The following is a 22004-nucleotide window of genomic DNA, read 5'->3' as shown; positions in this document are numbered from 1 at the left end:
TCACCAACCCCCAGAAGGAGTTCCCGTGCCCAACCTGATCAGTTCTTCGAAGATCATCGACAACCAGACCGTCCGTGCCTGGACGACCGCCGCTGTCCGTCAGACCGCCGCCGAAAAGGTTGGCGACCAAGGGGCGTCCGGGCGACTTGCCCGCGCGGCGCTGCAGTCCCCCGAGTTCGTGGTGACGAGCTTCCTCGTCCGCGCCGCGACGAACCCCGCGATCGCCGCCGCGGCCTGCGTCGACTGCGGCTACCCCGACGTGCAGGACACCGACATCCTCTACGTCGTCTCCGAGGCGTGGGACGAAATTGCCGCCGCCGAGTTCCCCGAGCCCGACGCCGCCTGACCCCCGCCCGACCACACGCCGGAGGCCCCGTCACCAGCTCGGTGACGGGGCCTCCCCCATGCCCCTGAAGGAGGCACCCCATGACCACCGACCCACCCGATGCCGAGCTCACCCCCGCGGAGGCAGGGATCTGGGCGCAGGGCTTCGACCCCGAGGACGCGCCCGCACCCCTGACCGGCGCGGCGCTCGCCGAGGCCCTCGCCGACATCGACCTCGACGCCCCTGAGGACTACTCCACCGACCCGGACGAGGGGGTGTCGCCGTGAAGCCCTTCGCTGCTGCTCGCGCGGACTTCATCGCCTGGTGCCGGGACCAGCTGGACGAGGGCCCGTGGGAGGTCCCGCCGGGCTCGAATCGCAACGACTACTCGGCCGCGGTCGGCCGCCCGCCGGAGGCGTGGTGCGTCGACTTCGGCGTCGCGGGCCTGCAGGCGACCGGGTCCGGCGGCGGGATCTTCCCGACCGCATCGACCCGCGCACACATCAACTGGGCGAAGTCGGTCGGCCGCTACCGCGGGAAGCGCAGCCCCGTCCTCGGCGCGTTCGTGGCGGTCGCGAAGAACGGCACCAGCGTCCACACCGACGCGTGCGTCGTGAAGGCCTCCACCAGCCGGCTCCTCGCGATCGGAGGGAACACGTCCAACCGGGGCGGTAGCACGGCGGATGGCGGCGGCGTGTACCTCAACGACCGCACCTACATGCTCGGCACCGGCAGCTACCGCATCTACGGGTACACGGTCCCGTTCTTCGGCCTCGACGCCGAGGACGTGCTCGAGGTGCAGGGCAAGCTCGGCGTCGCCCGCACCCGCTACATGACCCCCGCGACGGTCCGCGCGGTGAAGGCCTTCCAGCGCAAGCACGGCCTCGTCGTCGATGGCTTCCCCGGCCCGGCGACGTTTGCCGAGATCACCGGCGGCATCAGCAGTCCGCCCCCCACGCCCGCGCTCGCGCTCGGTGGGGAGTTCGCGGCCGTTGACGACACCCAGCGGTGGCTCACCGCCCTCGGCTACGACCCCGGCCCGGTCGACGGCAAGTACGGCGCCCACACCGCGGCCGCGACCCGGCAGGCCCAGCAGGACCTCGGCATCACCCCGGCGGACGGCAGACCCGGCCCCGCCACCCGCACCCACCTGGAGGCAGCAGTGTCCAAGCTCGACGACATCCACGCATGGCTCGCACCGATCCACCGCGGCGGCAAGAAGATCACCATCCGACAGGAGGTCGCCGACGCGAAGACCGCCGCCCTCGCCGCACGCGAGCAGACCGGCCCGATCCGCCGCGGCGGAAAGGACGTCACCCTCCGGCAGGAGGTCGCGGACACGAAGACCCTCGCGCTCGCCGCCGAGGCCCGCGACAAGGCGATCCTCGCCGCCGTCCAGGCAGCCGCGAGCACCGGCACCCCCATCGACCTCGACGCGGTGACCGCCGCAGCCGAGCAGGGCGTCGCCCGGGCGATCGCGTCGATCAGCGCGGACGTCACCGTCAACCTCGAGGGGTGAGCTTGATGCCGTACCCCTCCCCTGCCCCGGAGCGCCTCGGCGGCGTCACCGTCTCCCTCGGGATCGCCACGGCCGGGGCATGGGTCCTCATCGACCCGCCACAGTCCTACCAGGGCATCGGCCTGATCCTCACCACGCTCTGGGGTGCGCTCCTCGCCGCGGGCGGGGCAGGTGCCGCGATCGCCTGGGCAGTCCGCTCCTACAAGCTGGAGCTGCCCTCGGTCGCGTTGATCCTCGGCGGTCTCGCGATCTACGCGCTCCTGTCCTGGCAGCAGACCCTCGGTACCTCCCCCGGATCGGGGCCGCGCGCTCTCCTCATGTCCGCCGGAGCGATCGTGACCATCCTCCGCGGAGCCCACCTCATCCGCGTGTCCCGCACAGCGAGGTGGGCCGCGGAGGTGAGGACCGAGTGACCACAGAGATCGTCATCGCCCTGATCGTCGCGCTGTCCGGTGGTGGCGGTCTCGTGGCTGGCGTCCGAGCCTGGCAGGACCATCGCAAGGGGGTGCGCGAGCAGGACGCTCAGGAGGCGACCACGGCGATCGATGGCTTCCGGTCTCTCGTCGAGTCGCTCCGCTCCGAGGTCGATCGGCTCAAGACCGACCGGGAGCAGGACCGGGCCCGGATCGACCGGATCGAGCAGCAGATCACCGTCGAGCGGGACCTGCGCTGGCTCGCCGTGCAGCACCTCCGCACCCTCTACACGTGGATCGCCCAGCAGATGCCCGGCGCGTCCCCGCCCCCGGTCCCCGACGCGCTCGCCGAGCACGTCATCTACCCCCGGTCCCCACCTACTGCTCCTGAGGAGTCCACCCCATGACCGACGCCATCGCTTCCCTGTCCGACCTCACTCCGATCGGCGCGGTACTCGTGATCGCGTCTCTGCTCGCCGTCGCGATCACCCAGGCCGCCAAGCAGCAGGCCTGGACCAAGCAGCGCACCCAGCTGGTCGCGGCCGGCGTCGCCGGGATCCTCGGCCTCCTCGCCGCGGTCGTCCTCGGCCTCATCACCGGCATCCCCGACAGCATCGTGCAGGTCGTCTCCTCGATCCTCCTGTCGATCGCCGCGGTGCTCGTCCTCGCCCGGGCCCTGTACGGCGTCCTCGGCTACGCCATCCCCGACGGCACCGGTACCGGTGCGCTGCCCGAGCACGGGCGCCGCGCGGACCGCGGCTCCACCCTCGAGGACGGCACCGATGGCTGACGACTGGGTCGCCGGCCTGGGACTGGCAGTGCCGGTCCTGCAGGTCCCTGTGGACCTCCGACGCGGCACGCCGAGAGTGCGAGCTCGAGGACGACGCCGCCGACCGTGACGCACGACGACGATGAAGAACGCCCCCACCTGCCTGGCCTCTGGTCAAGCGGGTGGGGGCGATTCCGCGCGCTTAGACACAAAAACGGCTCCCCCAATGAAGGGGGAGCCGTTGAGCCTCGGCTGGAGTGGGACAACCGGGCGGGGTATGCCAGTACTATACACAGATCCACCATGCCCGCAAGGACAGGACCGAGCCGTGATCGAAGTCCCGAAGCCCGCCCCGCCGAAGCAGCGCCTGACGGTCTACGTGGACGGCTTCAATCTCTACCACGGCCTCCACGATTGGGCCGGCCGACGTCTCCTCTGGCTCGACCTGCACGCGCTCGCTCGGTCGTTCCGTCCCTTGCAGAGGCTCACCGCGGTGAAGTACTTCACCGCTCCCGTGATCGACGACCCGGGGGCTCAGTCTCGGCAGGCGCACTACATCGAGGGGTTGACGAAGCTGCACCCCACGATCCAGGTGGTGCAGGGGCGGTACGAGCGGAAGCCGATGGAATGCCGGGGCTGCGGCTCGACGTGGACCTCCTATGAGGAGAAGGAGACCGACGTCAACATCGCTACCCGCATCGTCGCGGACGCATACGCCGAGACTTCCGACACGATCATCATCGTGTCGGGTGACAGCGACCTTGCACCCGCTGTGCGCGTCGCGCGCAAGGCGAACCCTCGCCTCTTCGTGGCCGCGGCTTTTCCCCCCGAGCGGTTCTCGCGGGAGCTGAAGGACCTCATGCCCGCCTCCTTCCACATCGCTCGATCGAAGATCAACCAAGCACAGCTGCCCGACTCTTTCGACGCCGGCGGGAAGACGTATCAGCGACCGCCTTCGTGGTGCTAGCGACCCGCGCTACCCCCGTAGTCATTCGGCACCTCGACCAGCCCGACGCGCCTTACTCCCAGCCTGAGACTGTTAGCCTGGCTATCGGATCGCTTCGCGATTGAAGCCCTCGAAGAGATCCACCACGCCCCCGCCCAGCCTCCGGGCCGGGTGGGGGCGCTTCTTCATGGCCGGGGCTTCACGCCGTGCGGGTCGTCGGGGCGCCGGTGGTAGGCGCGGAGCCAGTCGTCGACGGCGGCCTGGGTTCGGCCGAGCAGCAGCGCGCGTTCCTCTGCTCAGCGGCGGTGGCGTTCGACCACAGGCCAGAACTCGTTCGGGTCAAGGGTCTCGAAGTCACCGTCGGGCCGGTCGCGGAGCAGCTCGTCAGCGATCGCGGGCACGTCGAAGTCGGCGGGGTCGTCCCCCCGCTCGGTGTCGCCGATCGTCGATGTGATGACCTGGATCAGAGTGTCTCGATCCATGGGACACCTCCTCGCTGCTGGGGTGGGGACGACGATACCGCCGATGCTCATCGACGCCCAGGGTTCGCATCCCTTCACTCCCCCGTCCACACCTGGTCGTAGCGGCGCGGTGCGCGGGCGGGGTCACGCGTTCTTCTTGTGCTTCTCGATCGTTGCCCAGAACACGGGCGCCTCGACCTTCTCGCCCTTGCCGGGCCCAGCCAGCTGCGCGAGCTCGTCGGCGATTGCCTCGACGTCGTAGTCCAGTGGGGAGGTCTGGGCGTCACCGCTCGCGATGGTGGCGTTGATGTACTTGATCAGGCTGTCTCGGTCCATCTTCACTCCTAGTCAGCGGTGTCCAGCGGTGGGGTGATCGTACTCAGCGCCGCCGTGGGTTCGCGTCCCTCCACGCCCCCATCCATACCTGGTCGTAGCAACGCGCTCCCGTGCGGGGCCGCGCGCCGCGGAGGTCTACGTGCTCGAGCACCCACGCGAGGACGTGCGCGCCGAGCTCGGCGCGGCGCCCGATCCACTCCGCGGAGTCGATGAGCAGCTCGGCGCCGCCGGCACGGATGAGAACCGAGTGCGGCGGGAGTGAGGGGTCGAGGTCGGAGTGCGCGACGTCGACGCGCGGCCCGATCAGCGCGAGCCGGTACCGGATCACGACGGCGTGGACCGCCTGCATGGCACGCTGGTGCGCGAAGTAGAGCTCTAGGCCGGACGGGTCCATGGGCACCGAGGATGCCGCGCCGGTGCGACAGCCGACCGCGCGCCGTAGCGTTATCGCGGACTCGTGTTCACCAGGCGGCGCATCGAGATCTCGCCGGCCCCCTCGAGGTTCGCCTGCCGGGTCTGCATCGCGACCACGTCGCGCAGGCGGAGGTCGAGCTCGAACACCTCCTCGATGGTGACCACTCGCTCCCGCGGGCCGACGGAGCCCGCGAGGCAGCGGAGGAAGGTCGTCTTTCCCGCCCCGGTCGCCCCGGAGGTGATGATGTTCAGGCCCGAGGCGACGGCGGCGTGCAGGAAGTCGGCGGACTGCTGCGTGAGGGATCCGAGGGCGACCAGGCCGTCGAGGTCCCGGGCGCGGGCGATGAACTTGCGGATGTTCACGGCCCAGTGGGTACGGGTCACGCTCGGGATCACGACATGGAGGCGCGATCCATCGGGCAGCAGCGCGTCGACGAAGGGCGTGGACATGTCCAGGCGGCGACCGGAGCTGACCAGCATCCGCTCGACGATGCCGCGCACCTCGTCGTCGCTCAACACGATCGTGGTCAGCTCGCTGCGACCGTTCCGCGCGAGGAAGACCTCGCTCGGCGAGTTCAGCCAGATCTCCTCGACGGTCGGATCGTCGAGGAGTTCCTGGAGGGGGCCGAAGCCGCCGATGCGCGCGGCGACCTCGGCGACCAACGTGTCGGGTTCGCGCAGCACGGGCACCTCGCCGGAGGCGGAGCGTCGGTCGTAGTCGGCGACCACCTCACGGATGAGCGGCTCGAGCTGATCCGCGCGGGCATCCAGCCCGCGCCTGCGGATCAGCTCCCGCGACTCGTTCTCGATGACGGCAGTGACGTCCATCCGGTCCCCTCGCACCCCCGCGCCGGGACTCCATGCTCCCGACGTGCGGTGCCGGCGCACCGCCTCGGCCACCCTAGGCACGTCCGGGCGCCGTGCGCTCCCCGCTCTCCGGATTTGTGGATAACTCGCCCAGCCCGCTCCCATGGCAGGATGACGGAAGTCAGCCCGACGACTTCCCCCGAGGAGCTCTCCATGGCAGCGACCACGACGAACGGCGAGGACGCCCCGAAGCTGTCCGCGCCCACGCTGAAGTACATGGTGAAGCGGGTGATCGCGGAGTTCGTCCGCGACGGCGGCACCGACCAGGCGGCGAAGCTCACTTACTTCATGGTCCTGTCGATCGCGCCGACCCTGCTGGCGCTGTTCTCGCTGGCGACACTGCTGCTCGCGGACATCAAGGACCAGATCGCGGATCTCCTGGTGGACCTCATCAACCAGGCGGCCGGCGGCAGCGGCCTCGGCGCCGACGACGCGGTGCGCTCGACCGTCACCTCGCTGATGGGTTCCGCGACCGGCGGCACGGTCGCCCTGATCATCGGTATCGGCACGGCCCTGTGGTCGGCGTCGGCGTACATCAAGGCGTACGGCCGCGTGGCGAACCAGATCTACGAGGTGCCCGAGGGGCGCGGTCCCATCCGGATGAACGGCACGATGCTCGCCCTGACCGTCGCGATCATCCTCGGGATCCTGCTGGTGATGGTCTCGGTGCTGCTGAACGCCTCGCTCGTGGACGGGCTGCTAGGACCGATCGCCTCGAGCATCGGCGCGCAGGGCGTGCTGACCTTCCTGCTGGACTCCTTCCTGCCGATCTGGGCCTTCGCGAAGTGGCCGGTGATCCTGGTGATCGCCTTCGCCCTGATCTCGCTGCTGTACTGGGGCGCCCCGAACGTCGACAAGCCCTTCCGCTTCATCTCCCCCGGTGGGGTCTTCGCGATCCTCGGCATCGCCGTCGCGGCGGTCGCCCTCTCGATCTACATGGCCACGGTCGCCGGCTACTCGAGCTACGGCGCGATCGGCGGCATCATGGCCGTGCTCTTCGCACTGTGGGTCATCAACATCGTGATCATCCTCGGGGCGGAGGTCGACGCCGAGTACGAGCGCGCCCGCGAGCTCGAGGCCGGCAAGCCCGCCGAGGACTCCCTCGCCCTGCCCATGCGGGAGTCGAAGGGCGCCGAGAAGGCCGAGGAGAAGCGGGAGGCGATCGTCGACGAGGGTCGCGACATCCGCCTGCGGAACCTCCACCACGACGCCGACGCCTACACCGGCGAGGACGCCCGCCTCACCCCGCGCCACGGCGTGCCCGTCGTCGACGCGGACGGGGACAGGAACAGGGACGAGGACGGGCGCACCGACACCGCCTCCTCCGCGAAGGACTCCTGACATGTGCGGGCGCTTCGCCTTCTTCCAGGAGATCGAGCCGCTGGTCGACGACCTCGACGCCGTCGACCTGACCGATCCGCACCTGCGCGCCCGCTGGAACATCCCTCCCACCGCCCCGATCTACGTGGTCACCGAGTCGGTCGAGAAGGAGACGGGCGAGGTGCGGCGCGCGCTGCGCGTGGCCCGCTGGGGGCTGCTGCCGCCGTTCGCGAAGGACGCCTCCTTCTCCTCCCGCACCTTCAACGCCCGCCGCGAGACGCTCGCCGAGAAGCCCAGCTTCCGCGGGAGCCTCACCCGGTACCGCGCGATCGTGCCCATGGACGGCTATTACGAATGGGTGCGGGACGCGAAGGGCTCCCGCAAGCAGCCGTACTTCATGGCGCCCGAGGACGGCTCCCCGCTGTACATGGCAGCCCTGGTCTCCTGGTGGAAGGGACCCGGCGGGCACGAGGGACCGGCGGCGAGCGAGGATGGCGCCTTCCTGCTCTCGGCCACGATCATCACCCGGGAGGCCACGGGAGAGCTCGCGGAGATCCACGACCGCACCCCGGTGATGCTGCGCCGCGAGGAGATCGACGCCTGGCTCGACCCCGGGATGGACGACCGCGGCGCGGCGCAGGAGTGGATCCTCGACGACTCCCACCTGCTCGATGACGCGACCCTCTCCGTGCGGGAGGTCGATCCGGCGGTGGGTAAGGTCGGCAACGACGGCCCCGAGTTGCTCGAGGGGCCGAGCCGGCTGCTGTGACCGGGCTCGCCTCCGCGGCGACCGAACGTCCGACCGCGGTCTGACGCCCCGCTCCCTACCCGCCCGTACCCTCGGGAGGATGACCGGCATGCCTGCCCCCACCGCGGCCCCGACGCCCCCGTCGTCGCCGGGTCCGGTATCCCCGCGCGCTCGCGCGGGCTGGCGCGATCCCTTCCGCTGGGTCATCGAGAATCCCGGCACGGTGGACCTCGTCGGTTTCGGCGCGGTCACGCTCGTGATGCTGGTGTTCGGGCTGGGGACCGGGATGCTCGGCTGGTGGGTGGTGTTCTCCGTGCCGATGGTGCTCGCCGGCGCGGTCTGCCGCATCCGCCCCCTCGCGGGCGTGCTCGTGATCGGCTCCCTGGCGCTCCTGCACGTCCTCGTCGGCATGCCGGTGGTCCTCGGTGACGCGATGACCTTCTACGCCCTGTTCTGCGCCGTCGCCTACGGCACCGGCACGGTGCACGTGGTGGGCGTCGTCGCCGGGATGCTAGGGGTGTTCGTCCAGGCGAGTGCCTGGGCGGTGGTCTCCCTGCTCGATCCGTACGGCGGCATCGGCGAGGCGGCGTTGACCTTCATGGGGCTGATCGTCGTCGGCACCATCACCATCGTCGCGATCTGGGCGCTCGCGAACCTGCAGCGCGCCCGCGTGCGCCAGCTCGCCCTCACCCGGGAGCGGGCCGAGCAGGCGGTGCGCGATCGGGAGCAGCGCACGGCGCTCGCCGTCGCCGACGAGCGCGCGCGCATCGCCCGCGAGATGCACGACGTGGTCGCCCACTCCCTGTCCGTGATCATCGCGCAAGCCGACGGGGGCCGCTTCGTCGCGGCCCAGAAGCCGGAGAAGGCCGTCGAGGTGCTCGCGACCATCGGCGAGACCGGGCGCTCCGCTCTCGCCGACATGCGCTCCCTGCTGGGCGTGCTGCGCCAGGAGGACGAGACCAGCTTCGGGCCCCAGCCGGGGCCGGCCCAGCTGCCGGATCTGCTGGAGCGGGTGCGGGGGGCGGGCCTCGAGGTCGATCTCGGGATCGAGGGGTCGCTCGAGGGCCTGCCGCAGGCCGTCGGCGTCTCGGTCTTCCGGCTCGTCCAGGAATCGTTGACGAACGTGCTCAAACACGCCGGGACCGGAGCCTCGGCCGCCGTTCGACTCGAGCGCACCGCCCAGAGCCTCACGCTCGAGGTGGTCGACGACGGCCGGGGCACCGATCCCGCCTCCGACGGCCTCGGCCACGGGCTGACCGGGATGCGCGAGCGGATGGCGGTGCTCGGCGGGTCGCTGCAGGCGGGACCGCTCCCCTCCCGCGGCTTCCGCGTCCGGGCGACGGTGCCGCTGGCGGGCCCCGACGGACCCATCCCGCCCCGCTCGACCGCTCCCACCCGCCCAAACCCTGCTGCTCCCACCCGCCCCTCATCAGCTTCACCACCAGGAGAGACCCGATGACCGAGCCCGACTGCCGTCCCCTCCGCATCGCCCTCGTCGACGACCAGCCGCTCGTGCGCACCGGGTTCGCGATGGTCATCGACTCGCAGGACGACATGGAGGTCGTGGTGCAGGCCGCCGACGGCGCCGAGGCCGTCCGCGAGCTCTCCGCCCGCACCGTCGACGTGGTGCTGATGGACGTGCGCATGCCGCGGATGGACGGCATCGAGGCGACCACGACCCTGCTCGAGCGCCTCCCGGAGGGGCGCGCGCCGAGGATCATCGTCCTGACCACCTTCGACCTCGACGAGTACGTGGTGGCGGCGATCCGCGCCGGTGCCAGCGGGTTCCTGCTCAAGGACGCCCAGCCCGAGGAGCTCCTCAGCGCGATCCGCACCGTACACCGGGGCGATGCGGTGATCGCCCCGTCGGCCACCCGCCGCCTCCTCGAGCGCGTCGTCTCCATCCCCGAGCCCGCCGTGCAGGACGACTCCGCCCTGGACCAGCTCACCGACCGCGAGCGCGAGGTGCTGACACTCATGGGGCGCGGACGCTCCAACCAGGAGATCGGTGCCGAGCTGTTCGTCGCCGAGGCGACCGTCAAGACCCACGTCGGGCGGGTCCTCGCCAAGCTCGGCGCCCGTGACCGGGTGCAGGCCGTGATCATCGCCTTCGAGACCGGTCTGGTCACCCCCGGCGACGGCTGAGGCGTTCCTGCTGGTCTGGATGGTCCGGCCGGCCCGGCTGGCCCGGTCGGAATGGCGCGGATCGCATCATCCCCCGGTATGACGGCCCGTCATCCCTGGGCACGTCGAGGGGTCGGAGAGCGCGACCAGGGGCCGACGCCGACGGGGCCGCCGGCCGCGGAACATGGCAGACGACCCCAGGCCCCTGCCCGAAGGACTCCCCATGACCGCCGCCGCCCAGGCCGCTCCCCCGCCCTCCATCCCGTCCGGTCCCGGAGCCGATGCCGTCGCGCTCCGCGCACGCGGCCTCACCCGCACCTATGGTTCGGGAGATGCGACCGTGCGCGCGCTGGACGGCGTCGACGTCGACATCGCCCGCGGCGCGTTCACCGCGATCATGGGCCCGTCCGGGTCCGGCAAGTCGACGCTGCTGCACCTCCTCGCGGGGCTCGACGACGTCACCTCCGGCTCGATCGAGCTCGACGGCACCGAGATCACCGCGCTGCGGGACGACGCTCTGACCCGCCTCCGCCGCGAGCGGATCGGCTTCGTATTCCAGTCCTTCAACCTGCTGCCGATGCTGACCGCCGAGCAGAACATCCTGCTGCCCCTCGAGCTCGCCGGCGCCCGCGTGGACCGGTCCTGGCTGGACACGCTCACCACCGCCTTCGGCATCGCGGACCGCCTGGACCATCTCCCCTCTCAGCTCTCCGGCGGCCAGATCCAGCGCGTCGCGATCTCCCGCGCCCTGGTCACCTCCCCCGCCGTGGTCTTCGCCGACGAGCCCACCGGCAATCTCGACTCCCGCACCACCGAGGAGGTGCTCGACTTCCTGCGCCTGTCGGTGGACGAGTTCGGGCAGACCGTCGTGATGGTCACCCACGAGCGGGACGCGGCCGAGCGCGCCGACCGGATCCTCACCCTCGCCGACGGCCGGATCGCGTCCGACGAGGATCTGCGGGGAGCCCGCACCTCCGAGGCCTCCCGCCCCGAGCGGGGCGAGCGCTGATGGCCCGCGCGCACGTGCGGCTGACCCCGCTGCGACGCCACCTCGCGGCCGTCGTCACCATCGCCCTGTCCTGCGCCTTCGTCGCCGTGATGCTCCTCGCCGGGGCCCTGATGCAGGACACCCTGCGCTCCCAGGCCTCGCAGATGTACGCCGGCGCCGACCTCGAGATCACGCGGGAGCTCGCCGAGGAGGACTGGGCCGCCACGGAGCCGCTGCCCGCCCCCGAGGTCGAGGGCGCCGAGTCCGTGTGGCCGGTCCCCATGACCTACCTCGAGGCGAGCTCGACGAGCATCGGCGCATATCTCGAGGCGGTGATGCTCCCGCCCGGCACGACCCTCGAGGAGGGGACGACGGCGAGCTCCGCCGGCCAGATCGTGCTCGGCCGCACCGCCGCCGAGACCCTCGAGGTCGGCGTCGGCGACCGGATCGAGCTCGCGACCCCCGTCACCCCGGACACGGGAGACGGGGTCGCTCCCACCACCACCCTAGAGGTGGTCGGGATCGCCGCCGATCCACCCGGCGCGCTCTTCGGCGGGACGCCCCGCCTGATGGTCCAGGACGTCAACGCCGTGGCCGTCCTCGGACCGACGGCGGGCACCCTCACCCCGACCTGGCTCGCCTCCGTCCCCGACGGCTCCGACGCCGCCGAGATCGCCGCCCGCGCCGCGGACTCGGCCGCGCCCGGCCTCACCGTGCGCAGCGTCGAGGCCGCCGAGGAGGAGGCCGCCGACGATCTCCTGCAGGGTTTCGCCGTGCTCGGGCTCCTGCTCGCCGTGTTCGTGATCATCGCCCTCGTCACCAGCGCCGTCGTCATCGCGAACACCTTCGCCGTCACCCTCGCCCAGCGCACGCGCTCCCTCGCCCTGCTGCGCACCCTCGGCGCGACCCGCCACCAGGTCCGCGCCGTCGTCCTGCGCGAATCGCTGTTCGTCGGCCTTCTCGGTGCCGTGCTGGGAATGCTGGCCGGCCACCTGCTGGTCCAGGCCGCGCTCGCGGGCGCCGCCGCCCTCGGCCTGCTCCCGGGGCTGGTCGTGGTGCCGGTGACCCTCTGGTCGGTGCTGCTGCCCGTGGTCGCGGGCATCGGGATCACGGTCCTCGCGAGCCTCGCCCCGATGCGGCAGGCGACCAGGGTCGCGCCCCTGCAGGCGCTGCGCCCCGCCCCGCCCGCCACGGCACGACGCCTGGGGATCCGGGAGGCGGCCGGCCTCGCCGGCGTGGTCCTCGGCGTCGCCGCCCTCGCCGGGGGCACCGTCCTGGCCGTCCGCGGGATCGCCGGGCCGGGGCTGCTCGCCGCGATCGTCGGCGGCGTCGTGAGCTTCACCGGCGTGATGCTGGGACTCGTGACCCTCACCCGGCCGCTCGCCGACCTCGCCGCGCGGACCGCCGGCCGGCTCGGCGGTCTCCCGGCGCGGATCGCCGGGGCGAACGTCGCCCGGAACCCGCGTCGGAGTGCGGCCACGATCGCTGCCCTGCTCATCGGCACCACGCTGATGACGATGATGACCGTCGGCGCGCGGACCGCCGAGGCGACCCTGACCGCGGAGCTCGACTCGCGGCGACCGATCGACCTGGTGCTCAGCGCCGACGAGATGCCGGAGGACGCCGCCGCGCAGATCGCCGCGATCCCCGGTATCGACGCGGCCGACGCCACCGCGCGGGGCGATGTGCAGGTCGGCGCAAACGAGCCGATGACCCTCGTCGGTGCGACCCCCGAGACGGTCCGCGAGCTGTCCCACCGGCCCGCGATGGCCGGAGAGCTGACCGACGGGACGGTCCTGCTCGGCCAGGACCGCGCCGAGCGGTTCGGACTGCACGACGGACAGGTCCTCACGCTCCAGGACGCCGACGGGGCATCCCGCGAACTGCGGGTCCAGGTCGATGCGAACCTGCAGATGTCGCTCGTCACCCCCGGCACCCTCGAGCTCCTGGTCGGGGACGGGGCGCAACCGGTGGTGCTCGCGGACTTCGCCGATCCCGGCAGCGCCGGGAGAGAGGGCGTCGACATCCACGAGCTGGTCGCCGCGGTCGAGGAGGTCTCCGCCGGGGAGGGCTTCACGGGCGCGAGCAGCGTGGTCGGCGGGGCCGAGCGCGAGGCCTACGGCCAGATCCTCGACGTGTTGCTCGGCATCACGGTGGCCCTGCTCGCGGTCGCCGTCCTCGTCGCGCTCGTCGGGGTGACCAACACCCTCAGCCTCGGCGTGGTCGAGAGGACCGGGGAGAACGCGCTGCTCCGAGCGCTCGGCACCACGCGGCGCCAGATGCGGGCGATGCTCGGCTGGGAAGGCGTGCTGCTCGCGGCGGTCGGCGCCCTGCTGGGCCTGGTGATCGGCAGCCTGTACGGCGTGCTCGGGATCATCGCTATCCTCGGATCGACCTATCCCGTCTCGATCACCATCCCGTGGGACCGCCTCGTGATCGTGCTGGTCCTGGCCCTCGCCGCCGGGGCCCTCGCCTCGGTGCTCCCGGGCAGGGCCGCCGCGCGCACGGCCCCGGCCGCGGCGCTCGCCGCCGGCGACTGAGGCGCGGCCTCACGACGGAGGAGACCGGCGGGACGTGCTGGGCGGGGAGTGCGCCGCCTCAGCCGTCCTGCCGCGGGAGCGGGGTGGAGCGCACCAGGTTCAGCAGCAGCACGAAGGTGGCGATGGCCAGGAGCAGCGCGAGAGCCCCCTGCCACACCATCCCCGAGCGCAGCATGCTCGCGGCCACGAGGGCCTGGAAGAGCTGCCAGGTCACCCCGTAGCCGAGCCCGAAGCGGCCCCGCGCCCGCAGGGACCGTGCCGCGAGCGCGACCAGCACGGCGAAGAGGACGAGGAAGGCGCCGAGACCCAGCCCGAACCGCGGGTCGCCGACGCCGGAAGTGGCCAGCACGAGGAAGTACGACCCGGCGGCGAGCAGCATCACCGCCTCGACGAGGAGAAGCACCGTGGCCGCCGGGCGCAGGCGGGGATCCGGGTCCACCTCGTCCGAACGGTCGGCGGGGCGGGAGCCGGAGGAGGAGGCGCTGGAGGGCATGGACGCACTGTAGCCGCCGCCTCGGGATGCCTTCCCGGGGCCCGCGCGCACAGCATCCCCGGGGCCCCCGCGCAAGCCTCCGTGCCCCGTCTCACGGGTTCCGCGCCGTGTCGGACAACCGTGTGGGAAGTGCCACCCAGGTCGCGCGGGAAGACCCTTGTAGCCCGCCCGGACCTGGCCAGAGAATGGAGGACGGCTCGAACCGGTGCCTGCGCCGGAGACGAGTCGCAGATCCGAGACCGCCCCGTCAGGGAGCGAACCCTCGTCGCAGCGCGACCGAACCCGTCGCGCCGCGACGTCCTGGAAAGAGAGAGTGACGATGGACTGGCGCCACCGTGCCGAGTGCCTCAAGCATGATCCCGAGCTGTTCTTCCCGATCGGGAACACCGGCCCCGCGATCACCCAGATCCAGGAGGCGAAGGCGGTGTGCCAGAAGTGCGACGTCATGACCGCATGCCTGAAGTTCGCCCTCGAGACCGGTCAGGACTCGGGCGTCTGGGGCGGCCTCTCGGAGGATGAGCGTCGCTCCCTCAAGCGCCGCAACGCGCGCGCCCGTCGCGCCAGCTGACGTTTCCGGGCGTCCCTCGGACGCCCACATCCCCGAGGCCGAGGCCGCGGGCCCGCCGACGCGGCCCCGGCCCGGCACCTGGCGGGCCCGTCCCTCAGACCTGGATCGGGTCGAGGTAGACGTCGACGACCGCACTGGTCCCCCCGCCGTCCCGGCTCCCCCAGGTGAGCGTGCCGCCGAGCTGACCCTGCACGAGGGTCAGGGCGATGTTCGTGCCGAGGCCCGTCGGCTTCGCCGCCCCCATCCCGTTCCCGTCGTCCTCGATGGCGATGACCAGGTGCGAGCCGGTGCGCTCGCTGCGGATGGTGAGAGTGCCGCCGCTCTCCGACAGTCCATGCTCCACGGCGTTCGTGGCCAGTTCCGTGACGACCAGCGCGAGCGGGGTCGCCTCCTCGGCGCGGATCGTCCCCACCCGCCCGATCTTCTCCGTGCGCACCTCCACCTGGGACTCGGCGAGCTGCGGCGTCCCCGCCCGGTGCACGGAGGCGCTCGCCGCATCCACCGCGAGGCGCAGACAGCGATCGATGACCTCGTCGAAGTGGACGGCCTCCTCCGACCCCTGCAGCAGCGACTCGTGCACCAGGGCGATCGTGGAGACGCGGCGCATGGCCTCGGTGAGCGCCTCCCGTGCCTCGTCCGTCTTCATCCGACGCGACTGCATCCGCAGCAGGGCCGCGACCGTCTGCAGGTTGTTCTTCACCCGGTGGTGGACCTCGCGGATCGTGGCGTCCTTGGTGATCAGCTCCCGCTCCCGGCGCCGCAGCTCGGTCACGTCGCGCACCAGGATGATGGCGCCGGTGCGCCGCCCGTCCTCGGTCAGCGGGACCGCTCGCAGGGAGAGCGTCCCCCCGCGGGCCTGCATGTCCGAGCGCCACGCGGCGCGCCCCATGAGCACGAGCGGCAGGGACTCGTCCACCGGTGAGCGGGACTGCAGCACCTCGGTCGAGTGCTCGGCGAGGGTCGAGCCGACGATGGACCCCTCGATCCCGAAGCGGTGGAAGGCCGACTGGGCGTTCGGACTGGTCCACTGCACGATCCCGGCGGCGTCGACCTCGACCACGCCGTCGCCGACGCGCGGAGCGCCGCGGCGGGGCGGGATCGGTGCCCCCTCGATCGGGAACGCTCCGGCCTCGAGCATCTGCAGGATGCGGCGACCGAGCTGCTGCTGGCGCCGCTCGCTCTGCGAGGGCTCGCCGTCGCTCGCGGGGCTCTCCGCGGCGAGCACGCCGAGGGTCCGTCCGGCCTTGCGCACCCGGACCAGCAGGCCGCGGGCCTCGCGGCCCTCCCGCTCGATCCCGATAGCTTCCCCGCTAGGCTCCGCCCCGGCGAAGAGCGCCCGGACCTCGGAGTCGGAGTCTTCGTCGAGCACCGTCCCGACAGGATCCTCGTAGTACACGGTCGCCCCGGTCGCGGGGCGGCAGTGGGCGACGGCCCGGGGGCCGTCCGCGGAGCGGATCCAGAGGACGAGATCGGCGCGCAGCAGGTCGGACAGGAGGTTCCAGTCCCCGACGAGGTGCTGGAGCCAGTCCGCCTCCTTCTCGGAGAGCTCACGATCATCGGCGAGGAACTTGGACAGGCTCGGCATGCCCCAAGGATAGGCGCCACCCGATGCGGTCCGGACTCAGGAGACGTCCCGGTGCTGACCTAGTCTGGGTCCGACGACCCGACGAGAGGATCCTGATGAAGCTCCGCGAGACGATGAACCTTCCGCTGTCCGCCCGTGAGGCGGCAGCGATGTACGCCGACACCGAGTATGCGGAGATCCGGCGCCGCACCCTCGGGGCCGACGCGGCGAGCGCCGTGGTGTCCGGCGATCCCGCCGGCGAGTTCACCGTCACGACCGATCTGCACCTGCCGACGGATCGGGTGCCGGACATCGCCAAGCGTTTCGTCGGCTCCTCGTTGACGGTGCGCGAGACCCAGCGCTGGTCCGCCCCTGCGGGCGATGGGTCCCGCTCCGGCACGATGCAGTTCGACGTCGTGGGGCTTCCCGCGGGGATGCAGGGCACTGCGCGGCTCGCGCCGGCCGGTGAGGGATCCTGCACGGTCGAGATCGACGGCGATCTCACGGCGAAGGTGCCGCTGATCGGGGCTCGGCTGGAGAAGGCCGCCCAGCCCTACGTCTCGAAGGTGCTGCGCGCCGAGGAGCGCTCCGCGACGACCTATCGGGAGCAGTCCGCCGCGAGCTGATCAGCGAGTTACTCGGGGGCGGCACCCGGGACGATCGCGATCAGTCCGGGGTGCCGCCGGCGAGGTACTCGAGCGCACGCGGGCCCTCGGCGGCGTCGAACCACAGCAGGGCGGGGTCGGTGTCATCCGCCTCCGCCGCGGCGGCGCTCAGCTCGGTGACGTGGAAGCTCGCGATCCTGCCGCTGGTCGCGCGCGAGGCAGCGACCCCGTAGGCGCCGCCGTCCTCGGCGGGCGCCAGGTCGCGCTCGGGGACGTCCAGCGCGATCACGAGAGCTCTCGACGCGGCCGCGACCTCGCTGAGAGCGACGTGGGTCGCCTCCTGGAGCGCCTCGTACTCGAGGTCCTCCTCGTCCTCCTGGGGGAAGGAGGCCCGGGCCTCTCCGGTGACGGCCCAGGCCGCGCGGCCCGCGACGAGCTCGACGTCGCTACCGCTGCGCTCGAGAACGGGACGGTCCGCTGGGGTCAGCGGCAGGTAGATCCTCATGCCGTCCATCCTCTCACCCGCCCGGCTCCGATCCGGTCTCACCGAGCGGGCTCGACCGGCGCGAGCGCGGAGCCCAGCAGCGCCGGGGAGAGCGCCAGCTCGCGCAGCGCCCGCCGCAGCGGCGAGCGCGGCGCGGACTCGGCGAGCAGCGCACCGTCCCAGATCGCGTTGCGGCAGGCGACCGGATCATCGGGCAGGAGGTGGAGGGAGGCCGGCTCGAGACGGCCGCGCAGCAGCTCGCGCACCTGGTCGCTGGATATCGGGGGTCCGACCCGGTTGACCACCAGGTGCAGCTCCGCCGCCCCGAGCTCTTCGAGGCGGGCATGGTCCCGCAGCAGCCGGGTGATGCTCACCGGATCCGCAGAGGTCACGACGATCACGGCATCCGCGGCGGCGACGGCGCTGAGCGTCGCGGCATTGCGCTGCGGTGCTGCGGTGTCGTAGCTCAGCTCCTCGTCCTCCTCGAGGACCGCGCCGACGTCGGCGATGACCAGTCCGCCACGCCGCGCGAGCGCCTGCCACACCCCGTCGAGCGAGCTGCTGCGCACCTCGGCCCAGCGTGCGGGCACACCGATGCCGCTGAGCAGGCGCAGGCCCGGCTGGACCAGGGGCAGGAGGGAGCCCAGCGTCTGCTCGTCGAGGGTGTCCCGATCGTGCGCGCGGCAGGCGGCGACCAGGCCCGGCGACTCGTCCAGCACGCCAAGGACCTGGCTGAGGGAGGGCCCGTAGGTGTCGGCGTCCACGAGGGTCGTCTCGTGGCCGCCGGCCGCCGCTTCGGCGGCGAGGTTGACCGCGACCGTCGTCCGTCCCGGGGCGCCCCCCGGTCCCCACACCACGACCAGGCGCCCGTCGGAGCCGGTGCCCATCGCGGAGTCGCTCGCCTCCTGCACCCAGTCGGTCGCCTCGTCCCCGGAGTCCGTCGCGGCGACGAGGGCCGCGAGGATCTCCTCGATCGGCGCGGAGGCGGGCACGACGTGCCGCAGCCCCAGCGAGGTCTGCTCCCCCGCGCGCTCGTCCCGCAGGCCCACCACGGCGGCGTCCCGCAGCAGGGTCGCGAGCGGCTCGCGCCCCAGCCCTCTCACCGACACGTCGAGGAGGACGACGTCGCCGATCCCGGCGGAGACCACGGCGAGCGTCTCGGCGAGATCGGCGCAGCGCCGCACGACGCGCGCGGTGCGGCCCCTGTCGACGGCGAGGTCGTGCACGATGCGGACCTCGTCGCTGCCCGAGGCGCAGAGCACCACGTCGATCACGGCGTCACCCCGTAGGCCCCCGGGACACCGATGACGTCGAGACGCTCTTCCTCCGCGAGCACCTGGAGCACCTCGGCGACGCTCTCCTGCGGCACGAGCACCTCGACCGACATGGATCGCATCCCCAGCGAGCTGCCCTCGTCGACACGGCGGACGATCGCCTCCTCCACGAGCAGGCGCGCCTCACCGCTGCCGCCGTCCTGAGGCGCCGGGCTCGTGTGCCACAGCTCGACGGTCGCACCGGGCACCACCGACTCCGCCACCGAGGCGTCGACGGGGATCACCACGGGACGGAGCGCGACATCCTCCGGCTGGCCGACCGCGGACACCGGCAGCATCTCCCCGGCCTGCACCGCCCGGCTTGCGACCGCTCCCTCCGGGACGGCATCGAGGCTGCCGACGTAGAGCTCCTTCTGGTCCCCGAGACGCAGCTCGACCGTCGTGAGGGTGTCGGCGTCCAGCGGATCGCCCGGGGCGATCGGCCCCTTGGCGATCAGCACCGGGGTGGTCTCGGAGAGCCTCGAGACCAGCAGGGCTCCCATGAGCACGCTGGCCACCACCAGCACGATGCCCACGATCAGACGCGGATCCCTCCATCGCGGCCTGCGCAGCCTCATCACCGGTGCGGTCGCCCCCACGGCATCCTCCTGCCCTCGCCCGGCCCTGGTGGTCGGGTCCCTCGGGAGAGTACGGGAGGACGAGGGGACGGGAGGCCGACGGGGAGAGGATTGTGGACAACCAGAGGGCCGGAGCGCCATGACCTCGGCGCCGCACGGGGCCGGACCGGTTGTCCACAGCGCCCCCACGGAATGCTCGGAAAGCTGTGAGACTATCCGTGACGCAGTCGAAGTAGCAGTCGCCGGAGCATCCCGAGAGCCGGCAGGAGTCGGAAGGAGCAGTGGTGGCGCCCCGCTTCATCCCGTTGTCCGACGTGGCCGAGATGCTGTCGATCTCCGCCTCGCAGGCCTATGCCCTGGTCCGTTCCGGCGAGCTGCGAGCGATCAAGGTCGGCGGCCGCGGCCAGTGGCGGGTCGAGGTCACGGAGATCGAGTCCTACATCGAGCGCAGCTACGCCGCCACCGCCCAGATCCTCGAGGAGGAGCGGGCCGCCGAGCACCGCTCGATCCGCGGAGGGGTCTGATCCCTCCGGACCGCTGCCCGTTCAGCGGGGACGCACCGCCAGGATCGACGAGAGCACCACGCTGAGGCGTGAGGAGCCGGGGACCGAGGACCGCTCCCCCGTCGGGAGCGACACGACGTCGATCAGCTCGGCCCCGACATCGGCGATCCGCCCCGTGATCCCACCCGACCTGGTCTCCACCCGGACCGTGGCGCGATCTCTCGCCATGCCCCGCAGCATCGCCCCCAGTCCGCGCGGCGCGAGCGCCGACTCCTCGAGCGGACGCGCCCGGGCGCTCAGCCCCTCGAGGAGCACGATCGCGGTCAGGGGCACCAGCGAGGCCCGTCCAGCACCATCCTCCCGAAGGGTCATCCAGGAGGGCGAGACCTCCTCGACCCGACCGGAGAGGCGCAGGCTCTCGCTCAGCTGGAGGACCACGGGACGATCGAGCGATGCCCGCAGACGGTCAGCGAGGGTCAGCTGCGCCCGCTCTGCGCGGGCCAGATCCTCGGAGACCGCCAGCATCTCCTCCCGCTCCTGATGCGCGAGGCGCCCCGAGAGGTCCTCGAGGAGCCGGTCGAGGTGCGGGTCGTCAGCCATGACCGCCACTGTAGAGCCCCGTTCCTGCGGCCGGGGCGCGGAGCCGCCGTCGTCCACATGGCACTAAAGGACCATTGCGTGGTGTCCCAATCCACACTATGTTCCCAGGAAAGAGATCGATCGACACCAAACTGCATCAAATGACACGATCCGCAGGCCGGGTGTCACGACGGGTCAGGGGGATCCGATGGAGCAGCACCATAACGACGACGCCGAGAGCGTCAGGACACGTCCCGGGGGTCTGCTGTGCGGGGCCGTCCTCGCCGCCCTCGCGACCGCGGGTATGACGGCCGCGGTGTCGGTCCTCCTGCCGAGCGCGCGCTCAGGCGACCCCGCCACAGCCCTCCAGGGAATGCTCCTGGCCGGGACCGCAGCGCTCGGTGCGCTCCTCTGCCTGTACCTCGCGGTGATCTGGTCGCTCGCCGGCCTGATCCTGATCGCCGGCCCCGCCAGCCGCACCGGCCGCACCCTGCTCGTCGCCCTGCGAGTTATCGCCCCGCGCATCGCCCGCCGGATCACGCTCGGGGCCGCGCTCGCGACCGCCGCGACCGGTCTCGCGCTCGGACCGGTGCTCGCCGCCTCCCCGTCGACCGATCCCGAGGAGGCCCCGCGCCCGATCCCGGTCGCCGCGGAGCTGCGGCCCGCGGCTCCGTCCGAGGGGCCGACGGAGTCCCCGTCCGGCGATCCGGCCGCGCGGTCGCAGCCCTCCTCGGCCCCGGACGACGTCCCGGAGGCCGAGGACCTCCCGCCCCTGGGCTGGGAGACGGCATCGCCCGAGTCCGCGCAGGACCCCGCCGTCCCTGAGCCGACCCCGATCTCCCCTCCGCCACCGAGCTCGCCCGGATCCTCGGCGCCCCCCGCGCGCACGATCACCGTGGCACCCGGGGACACGCTGTGGAGCCTCACCGACGATCTCCTCGGCCCGGGCGCCGACAGCACGCAGGACGTAGCCACCGCCTGGCCCCTGCTGTACGACCTCAATCGCGACAGGATCGGCGACGATCCCGAGCTCATCCGACCCGGGCAGGAACTGATCGTGCCCACCTCCCTCGCCCCCCAGGAGCAGCGATGACCAGCATCGACCACCGACCGTCACACACCGGGGAGCAGTCCGGGCCCCAGCGCACGGACGATCCCGGACAGGTCCAGCGCATGGTCGAGGCGGTCGCGCGCCACGCCATCGAGATCGTGCGCGACATGCGGCCCGAGAACGCGCTGTCCCGCATCGTTACCCCCGAGGTCACCTCGATGCTCGCCCGCCGTGCCGCCCTGACCCGGCGACTTCGCGCGACCACCGGATACGCCCCGGTGCAGAGGGTGCAGGTGACCGGGGTGCGCACCTGCATCGTCAACGAACGGACCGTCGAGGCGAGCTGCGTGGTGCGCGAGCCGGAGCGCAGCCGCTTCCTCGCCATGCGCTGGGAGCTGCGGCACTCCGGATGGCGGGTCACGGTGCTCGAGATCGGGTGACCTCGCGGCGCGGAGGCCGAGCGGCTCCCGCTCGGTGAGGATCTCCGCGCCGTCTC

27 protein-coding genes and 1 pseudogene are annotated in these 22004 nt (G+C 72.2%); 18 read left to right on the top strand and 10 right to left on the bottom strand.

Annotation, left to right across the window (positions count from 1 at the left end; translation table 11 throughout):
• The first annotated feature begins 25 nt into the window (after nt 1–25).
• The 7 genes from ACZCAH_RS00280 to ACZCAH_RS00250 all read left to right on the top strand — a co-directional run bounded on the left by ACZCAH_RS00280 (nt 26) and on the right by ACZCAH_RS00250 (nt 3993).
• Entirely contained in the window at nt 26–346 is a 321-nt protein-coding gene (locus tag ACZCAH_RS00280; protein ID WP_464339185.1) for a hypothetical protein, read from the top strand.
• 80 nt (nt 347–426) lie between these two features.
• A complete protein-coding gene (locus ACZCAH_RS00275) occupies nt 427–612 on the top strand; it encodes a hypothetical protein (RefSeq protein ID WP_464339184.1) in 186 nt (61 codons plus the stop codon).
• Nucleotides 609–1844, top strand: a complete 1236-nt coding sequence (locus ACZCAH_RS00270; protein WP_464339183.1) for a peptidoglycan-binding domain-containing protein — start codon at nt 609–611, stop codon at nt 1842–1844. The genes ACZCAH_RS00275 and ACZCAH_RS00270 overlap by 4 nt, the downstream gene beginning before the upstream one ends.
• A 5-nt stretch (nt 1845–1849) precedes the next feature.
• Nucleotides 1850–2257: a hypothetical protein gene (locus ACZCAH_RS00265; protein ID WP_464339182.1), complete on the top strand. Its 408-nt coding sequence runs from the start codon at nt 1850–1852 to the stop codon at nt 2255–2257.
• Nucleotides 2254–2664 (top strand): hypothetical protein, encoded by a 411-nt coding sequence (locus ACZCAH_RS00260; RefSeq protein ID WP_464339181.1) that lies wholly within the window; start codon nt 2254–2256, stop codon nt 2662–2664. Before ACZCAH_RS00265 ends, ACZCAH_RS00260 begins: the two co-directional genes overlap by 4 nt.
• Nucleotides 2661–3047, top strand: coding sequence for a hypothetical protein (locus tag ACZCAH_RS00255; RefSeq protein ID WP_464339180.1), 387 nt, complete (start codon nt 2661–2663; stop codon nt 3045–3047). Before ACZCAH_RS00260 ends, ACZCAH_RS00255 begins: the two co-directional genes overlap by 4 nt.
• Nucleotides 3048–3354: 307 nt before the next feature.
• A complete protein-coding gene (locus ACZCAH_RS00250) occupies nt 3355–3993 on the top strand; it encodes an NYN domain-containing protein (protein ID WP_464339179.1) in 639 nt (212 codons plus the stop codon).
• 275 nt (nt 3994–4268) lie between these two features.
• Here the strand turns inward: ACZCAH_RS00250 and ACZCAH_RS00245 are convergent, their stop codons facing one another.
• The 4 genes and pseudogenes from ACZCAH_RS00245 to ACZCAH_RS00230 form a co-directional block, all read right to left on the bottom strand.
• Nucleotides 4269–4454: a hypothetical protein gene (locus ACZCAH_RS00245; protein WP_464339178.1), complete on the bottom strand. Its 186-nt coding sequence runs from the start codon at nt 4452–4454 to the stop codon at nt 4269–4271.
• Between the two features lie 123 nt (nt 4455–4577).
• Entirely contained in the window at nt 4578–4769 is a 192-nt protein-coding gene (locus ACZCAH_RS00240; protein WP_464339177.1) for a hypothetical protein, read from the bottom strand.
• 43 nt (nt 4770–4812) lie between these two features.
• Nucleotides 4813–5163, bottom strand: a complete 351-nt coding sequence (locus ACZCAH_RS00235) for a hypothetical protein (protein WP_464339176.1) — start codon at nt 5161–5163, stop codon at nt 4813–4815.
• Nucleotides 5164–5216: 53 nt separating this feature from the next.
• Nucleotides 5217–6011 (bottom strand): annotated as a pseudogene (locus ACZCAH_RS00230) (CpaF family protein); the annotation flags it as partial.
• 192 nt (nt 6012–6203) lie between these two features.
• On the opposite strand from ACZCAH_RS00230, the gene ACZCAH_RS00225 reads away from it, so the two are divergent.
• The 6 genes from ACZCAH_RS00225 to ACZCAH_RS00200 all read left to right on the top strand — a co-directional run bounded on the left by ACZCAH_RS00225 (nt 6204) and on the right by ACZCAH_RS00200 (nt 13770).
• Nucleotides 6204–7391, top strand: a complete 1188-nt coding sequence (locus ACZCAH_RS00225; protein WP_464339175.1) for a YihY/virulence factor BrkB family protein — start codon at nt 6204–6206, stop codon at nt 7389–7391.
• A gap of 1 nt (nt 7392) precedes the next feature.
• Entirely contained in the window at nt 7393–8139 is a 747-nt protein-coding gene (locus ACZCAH_RS00220; protein ID WP_464339174.1) for an SOS response-associated peptidase, read from the top strand.
• Nucleotides 8140–8218: 79 nt separating this feature from the next.
• Nucleotides 8219–9577 carry a sensor histidine kinase gene (locus tag ACZCAH_RS00215; RefSeq protein WP_464339173.1) on the top strand — a complete coding sequence of 453 codons (1359 nt, stop codon included), beginning with the start codon at nt 8219–8221 and terminating at the stop codon, nt 9575–9577.
• A complete protein-coding gene (locus ACZCAH_RS00210; protein ID WP_464339172.1) occupies nt 9574–10263 on the top strand; it encodes a response regulator in 690 nt (229 codons plus the stop codon). Before ACZCAH_RS00215 ends, ACZCAH_RS00210 begins: the two co-directional genes overlap by 4 nt.
• A 202-nt stretch (nt 10264–10465) precedes the next feature.
• Nucleotides 10466–11251: an ABC transporter ATP-binding protein gene (locus tag ACZCAH_RS00205; RefSeq protein WP_464339171.1), complete on the top strand. Its 786-nt coding sequence runs from the start codon at nt 10466–10468 to the stop codon at nt 11249–11251.
• Complete coding sequence (locus ACZCAH_RS00200) at nt 11251–13770, top strand: ABC transporter permease (protein WP_464339170.1); 2520 nt, start codon at nt 11251–11253, stop codon at nt 13768–13770. The genes ACZCAH_RS00205 and ACZCAH_RS00200 overlap by 1 nt, the downstream gene beginning before the upstream one ends.
• Nucleotides 13771–13828: 58 nt before the next feature.
• Here the strand turns inward: ACZCAH_RS00200 and ACZCAH_RS00195 are convergent, their stop codons facing one another.
• Nucleotides 13829–14263 (bottom strand): hypothetical protein, encoded by a 435-nt coding sequence (locus tag ACZCAH_RS00195; RefSeq protein WP_464339169.1) that lies wholly within the window; start codon nt 14261–14263, stop codon nt 13829–13831.
• Nucleotides 14264–14582: 319 nt separating this feature from the next.
• On the opposite strand from ACZCAH_RS00195, the gene ACZCAH_RS00190 reads away from it, so the two are divergent.
• Complete coding sequence (locus ACZCAH_RS00190; RefSeq protein WP_329745188.1) at nt 14583–14831, top strand: WhiB family transcriptional regulator; 249 nt, start codon at nt 14583–14585, stop codon at nt 14829–14831.
• A 94-nt stretch (nt 14832–14925) separates the two neighbouring features.
• Here the strand turns inward: ACZCAH_RS00190 and ACZCAH_RS00185 are convergent, their stop codons facing one another.
• Nucleotides 14926–16416 (bottom strand): sensor histidine kinase, encoded by a 1491-nt coding sequence (locus ACZCAH_RS00185; protein ID WP_464339168.1) that lies wholly within the window; start codon nt 16414–16416, stop codon nt 14926–14928.
• A gap of 95 nt (nt 16417–16511) precedes the next feature.
• On the opposite strand from ACZCAH_RS00185, the gene ACZCAH_RS00180 reads away from it, so the two are divergent.
• Nucleotides 16512–17021, top strand: coding sequence for a DUF2505 domain-containing protein (locus ACZCAH_RS00180; protein WP_464339167.1), 510 nt, complete (start codon nt 16512–16514; stop codon nt 17019–17021).
• A gap of 40 nt (nt 17022–17061) precedes the next feature.
• Here ACZCAH_RS00180 and ACZCAH_RS00175 read toward each other — a convergent pair whose 3' ends face one another.
• The 3 genes from ACZCAH_RS00175 to ACZCAH_RS00165 are packed head-to-tail and all read right to left on the bottom strand — an operon-like array spanning nt 17062 to nt 19396.
• Nucleotides 17062–17505: a DUF6912 family protein gene (locus tag ACZCAH_RS00175; protein WP_464339166.1), complete on the bottom strand. Its 444-nt coding sequence runs from the start codon at nt 17503–17505 to the stop codon at nt 17062–17064.
• A 38-nt stretch (nt 17506–17543) separates the two neighbouring features.
• Nucleotides 17544–18758, bottom strand: coding sequence for an AAA family ATPase (locus tag ACZCAH_RS00170; RefSeq protein ID WP_464339165.1), 1215 nt, complete (start codon nt 18756–18758; stop codon nt 17544–17546).
• Nucleotides 18755–19396, bottom strand: a complete 642-nt coding sequence (locus ACZCAH_RS00165; RefSeq protein ID WP_464339164.1) for an SAF domain-containing protein — start codon at nt 19394–19396, stop codon at nt 18755–18757. Before ACZCAH_RS00165 ends, ACZCAH_RS00170 begins: the two co-directional genes overlap by 4 nt.
• A 263-nt stretch (nt 19397–19659) precedes the next feature.
• On the opposite strand from ACZCAH_RS00165, the gene ACZCAH_RS00160 reads away from it, so the two are divergent.
• Complete coding sequence (locus ACZCAH_RS00160) at nt 19660–19899, top strand: helix-turn-helix transcriptional regulator (protein WP_464339163.1); 240 nt, start codon at nt 19660–19662, stop codon at nt 19897–19899.
• Between the two features lie 21 nt (nt 19900–19920).
• Here the strand turns inward: ACZCAH_RS00160 and ACZCAH_RS00155 are convergent, their stop codons facing one another.
• The gene (locus ACZCAH_RS00155) at nt 19921–20478 is read right to left on the bottom strand and encodes a hypothetical protein (RefSeq protein WP_464339162.1); all 558 of its coding nucleotides are present in this window, start codon (nt 20476–20478) and stop codon (nt 19921–19923) included.
• A 187-nt stretch (nt 20479–20665) separates the two neighbouring features.
• Here ACZCAH_RS00155 and ACZCAH_RS00150 point away from each other — a divergent pair, with 187 nt between their 5' ends.
• Nucleotides 20666–21550 carry a LysM peptidoglycan-binding domain-containing protein gene (locus ACZCAH_RS00150; protein WP_464339161.1) on the top strand — a complete coding sequence of 295 codons (885 nt, stop codon included), beginning with the start codon at nt 20666–20668 and terminating at the stop codon, nt 21548–21550.
• Nucleotides 21547–21948: an Rv3235 family protein gene (locus tag ACZCAH_RS00145; RefSeq protein WP_464339160.1), complete on the top strand. Its 402-nt coding sequence runs from the start codon at nt 21547–21549 to the stop codon at nt 21946–21948. Before ACZCAH_RS00150 ends, ACZCAH_RS00145 begins: the two co-directional genes overlap by 4 nt.
• The last annotated feature ends 56 nt before the right edge of the window (nt 21949–22004 follow it).

This window comes from Brachybacterium sp. B718/18, from assembly GCF_055454375.1.
Note: the sequence above shows the minus strand (reverse complement) of the source record. Positions and strands in the feature narration are given on the sequence as shown.